This is a genomic window from Saccharopolyspora sp. (assembly GCF_017434145.1).
In the GTDB taxonomy this organism is placed as follows: domain Bacteria; phylum Actinomycetota; class Actinomycetes; order Mycobacteriales; family Pseudonocardiaceae; genus Saccharopolyspora_C; species Saccharopolyspora_C galaxeae.
This window is the reverse complement of record NZ_JAFRFW010000527.1, coordinates 1-3,474: the sequence shown is the minus strand read 5'-3', so window position 1 is coordinate 3,474 and position 3,474 is coordinate 1. Positions and strand designations below refer to the sequence as shown.

Sequence of the window (3,474 nt, the reverse complement as noted above, 5' to 3'; positions counted from 1 at the left end):
GTCCCGTGGTACCGCTCGTGCGCTGCGCGGGCGGCGGCGTCCAGCCGCGGGCCGATCCGCGGATCGTCGGCGGGTTCGGTGTCCGGCAGCCATTCCACCCGGGCCATCAGGTACGGCGCGGCCTCCCGGTCGATCTGCAGCAGCCGGAACCGCTGCGCACCGTCCGCGGAGACGTCGTAGCGGCCCTGCGGGAGCTGCTGGACCTGCTGCAACCGCGCGGAGCAGCCGACGTCGTACATCGAGTCGACGTTGTCGTCGCCGACCTCCCAGCCCTGCCGGATGCCGACCACGCCGAACCGGCGGTCCGGGACGACGTCGTTGACCAGGTCGAGCACGAGCTGCCGGTAGCGCGACTCGAAGATGTGCAGCGGCAGCGCCGCACCGGGCAGCAGCACGGTGCTCAGCGGGAACAGGGGCAACGTGTCGGTCACGGTTGCCAACCTACGTGCACTCCCGGCCCGGCGGCCAACATCGATTCGCCGGACGGCGGCCACGCGGCGCTCATGAAGCACCCGGTGGCGGGCGGAACACCGCGAACGGGTCGGTGATCTCCAGGCCGGGGCTGGTGAACCGGAACAGCGCGGGCGGGCGCCCGCCGGAAGGGCCTGCGGGAACCGTGCGCCCGGTCGGTTGCAGCGCTCCGCGCCGGGTCAGCACTCGTTGCAGATTCGTCGCGGCCACCTGGTAGCCCAACGCGGCCGAGTAGATCCGGCGCAGCTCGGAGATGGTGAATTCGGCGGGCGCCAGTGCGAAACCGAGGTTCGTGTAGGAGAGCTTCGCGCGCAGCCGGTCCCGCGCCGCGTGCGTGATCCGCTCGTGGTCGAACGCGGTGGGCGGCGGGTCGTCCAGCGCGTGCCAAGTGGTGTCCGCGGGCACCTCCGGGTCCACATCGGACGGGACCAGCCCGAGGAACGCGGTCGCCACGACGCGGCGGCCGGGCACGCGGCCGGGATCGCTGAACGCGGCGAGCTGCTCGACGTGGCTGAGCTTGTGCACGTCGACCTTTTCCGCGAGCTGGCGGCGGATCGAGCGCTCCACGTCCTCGTCGTCGCCGAGCCTGCCGCCGGGCAGCGCCCACCGGTTTTCGTGCGGCGGTTTGGCGCGTTGCCACAGCAGGACTTGCAGGCGGCCTTCGTGCGCCCGGAGCACTCCGGCGAGCACTTCGTGACCTGCATCTCCCTTGTCCGGGTCGGCTCCGGTGCTACGATGGGGCACGTTTTCGATTATAAGGCGAAAACTGCTCGATGAGCAACGCCGGGCGCGCACCGCAGCGTTTCCGGTGGTGAGGAGGACGAGATGGTGGCCACCGAAGCACCGGCCGGCTACACGGGAGTGGCGCCGGACGCGGAATGGGCGCGGGAGATCCGGCGACTGGCCGACGAGCGCGACGCGGTGCTGCTCGCGCACAACTACCAGCTGCCGGAGATCCAGGACGTCGCCGACCACACCGGCGACTCGCTGGCGCTGAGCCGGATCGCCGCGGACAGCCCGGCATCGACGATCGTGTTCTGCGGCGTGCACTTCATGGCCGAGACGGCGAAGATCCTCGCGCCCGGCAAGACCGTGCTGATCCCGGACGAGCGGGCCGGCTGCTCGCTGGCCGACTCCATCACCGCCGAGCAGCTGCGCGCCTGGAAGGCCGAACACCCCGGCGCGGTCGTGGTCTCGTACGTGAACACCACCGCGGAGGTGAAGGCCGAGACCGACATCTGCTGCACCTCGTCCAACGCCGTCGACGTCGTCCGCTCGATCCCCGCCGAGCGCGAAGTGCTGTTCTGCCCCGATCAATTCCTCGGCGCGCACGTCCGCCGCGAAACCGGGCGGGACAACGTTCTCGTGTGGGCGGGGGAATGCCACGTGCACGCCGGGATCAACGGGCCGGAGCTGGCGGGCCGCGCGGCTTCCAACCCGGACGCCGATCTGTTCATCCACCCGGAGTGCGGTTGCGCGACCTCCGCGCTGTACCTGGCGGGCGAGGGCACGGTGCCGCCGGAGCGGGTCAAGATCCTCTCCACCGGCGCGATGCTCGATGCGGCGCGGGAGACCGGGGCCGATTCGGTGCTGGTGGCCACCGAGGTCGGAATGCTGCACCAGCTGCGGCGGGCCGCACCGGAGATCGACTTCCGGGCGGTCAACGAACGCGCGTCCTGCCGGTACATGAAGATGATCACGCCTGCGGCGTTGCTGCGCTGCTTGCGCGAACGGGCCGACGAGGTGGAGGTGCCCGCCGACGTCGCCGAACGCGCCCGCGAGTCGGTGCGGCGGATGATCTCCGTCGGCAAGCCCGGGGGCGGCGAATGAGCTGGGAGGCCGGTGCGGACCTGGTCGTCGTCGGCTCCGGCGTCGCCGGGCTCACCGCGGCGCTGAGCGCCAGGCGGCTCGGGTTGCGCGTGCTGGTGATCACCAAGGACTCGGTTTCGGCGGGCAACACCGGATGGGCGCAGGGCGGGGTCGCCGTGGTCCGGCCCGACGAGCACGACGTGGGCGACAGCTTGCAGCGGCACGTCGACGACACCCTGACCGCCGGAGCGGGATTGTGCGACGAGGACGCCGTCCGCGCGATCCTCACCGACGGTGCGGCGGCGGTGGCCGAACTGCGCGCGGCCGGTGCTCGGTTCGACACCGATTCCGGTAGCGCGGGACCGCTCGCGCGAACCCGCGAGGGCGGGCACACCGCTTTCCGCGTCATCCGCGCCGGTGGGGACGCGACCGGCGCGGAGGTGCAGCGGGCGTTGTCGAGCGCAGTGGCCGCCGGTGGAATCCCCGTGCTGGAAGGGCATTGCGTCGCCGAGCTGATCCGCGACGAGTGCGGCGCGATCGCGGGTGCGCTCGCGCTCGACGGGTCCGCGAATCCGGGCACGCTGCGGAGTCCGGCGGTACTGCTGGCCACCGGTGGGCTGGGACAGCTCTTCGCGGCCACCACGAATCCGGAAGTCGCCACGGCCGACGGGATCGCGCTCGCGCTGCGCGCGGGTGCTTCGGTGGCGGATCTGGAGTTCGTGCAGTTCCATCCGACGGTGCTGCACACCGCGGACGGTGCGCGGGGCAGGCGCCCGCTGGTCACCGAGGCGGTGCGCGGCGAGGGCGCCGTGCTGGTGGACGCGCAGGGGCGGCGCGTGATGGCCGGGGAGCACCCGCTCGCGGACTTGGCGCCGCGCGACGTGGTTTCCGCGGCGATCAACCGGCGGATCACCGAGACCGGCGCGGAGTGCGCGTACCGGGACGCGACCGGGCTGAGCGGTTTCGCCGCCCGGTTCCCGACGGTGTTCGCGGCCTGCCGGGAAGCCGGGATCGACCCGGCGCGCGAACCGATTCCGGTGACCAGCGCCGCGCACTACTCCTGCGGCGGCGTGCTGTCCGATGTGGACGGACGGACCGGGGTGGCCGGCCTGTACGCGGCGGGCGAGGTCGCCCGTACCGGCCTGCACGGGGCGAACCGGCTGGCCTCCAACAGCCTGCTGGAAGGGCTGGTCG

At 72.4% G+C, this 3,474-nt stretch carries 4 protein-coding genes; 2 read left to right on the top strand and 2 right to left on the bottom strand.

Going from position 1 to position 3,474, the window contains the following annotated elements; translation table 11 throughout:
* Together IJH84_RS14655 and IJH84_RS14650 are read right to left on the bottom strand one after the other, a co-directional pair.
* A partial coding sequence (locus IJH84_RS14655) for an LON peptidase substrate-binding domain-containing protein (protein ID WP_295145347.1) occupies positions 1-431 on the bottom strand: 431 nt, incomplete at its 3' end.
* Between the two features lie 70 nt (positions 432-501).
* A complete protein-coding gene (locus IJH84_RS14650) occupies positions 502-1,161 on the bottom strand; it encodes an NUDIX domain-containing protein (RefSeq protein WP_295145350.1) in 660 nt (219 codons plus the stop codon).
* A 135-nt stretch (positions 1,162-1,296) separates the two neighbouring features.
* Here IJH84_RS14650 and nadA point away from each other — a divergent pair, with 135 nt between their 5' ends.
* Complete coding sequence (gene nadA, locus IJH84_RS14645) at positions 1,297-2,301, top strand: quinolinate synthase NadA (RefSeq protein WP_295145344.1); 1,005 nt, start codon at positions 1,297-1,299, stop codon at positions 2,299-2,301.
* A partial coding sequence (nadB, locus tag IJH84_RS14640; protein WP_295145341.1) for an L-aspartate oxidase occupies positions 2,298-3,474 on the top strand: 1,177 nt, incomplete at its 3' end. The genes nadA and nadB, both read left to right, overlap by 4 nt.

Bases quoted from the DNA above. Each gene is read 5' to 3' on its own strand.
- nadA (WP_295145344.1), top strand. From the start codon at position 1,297: ATGGTGGCCACCGAAGCACCGGCCGGCTACACGGGAGTGGCGCCGGAC.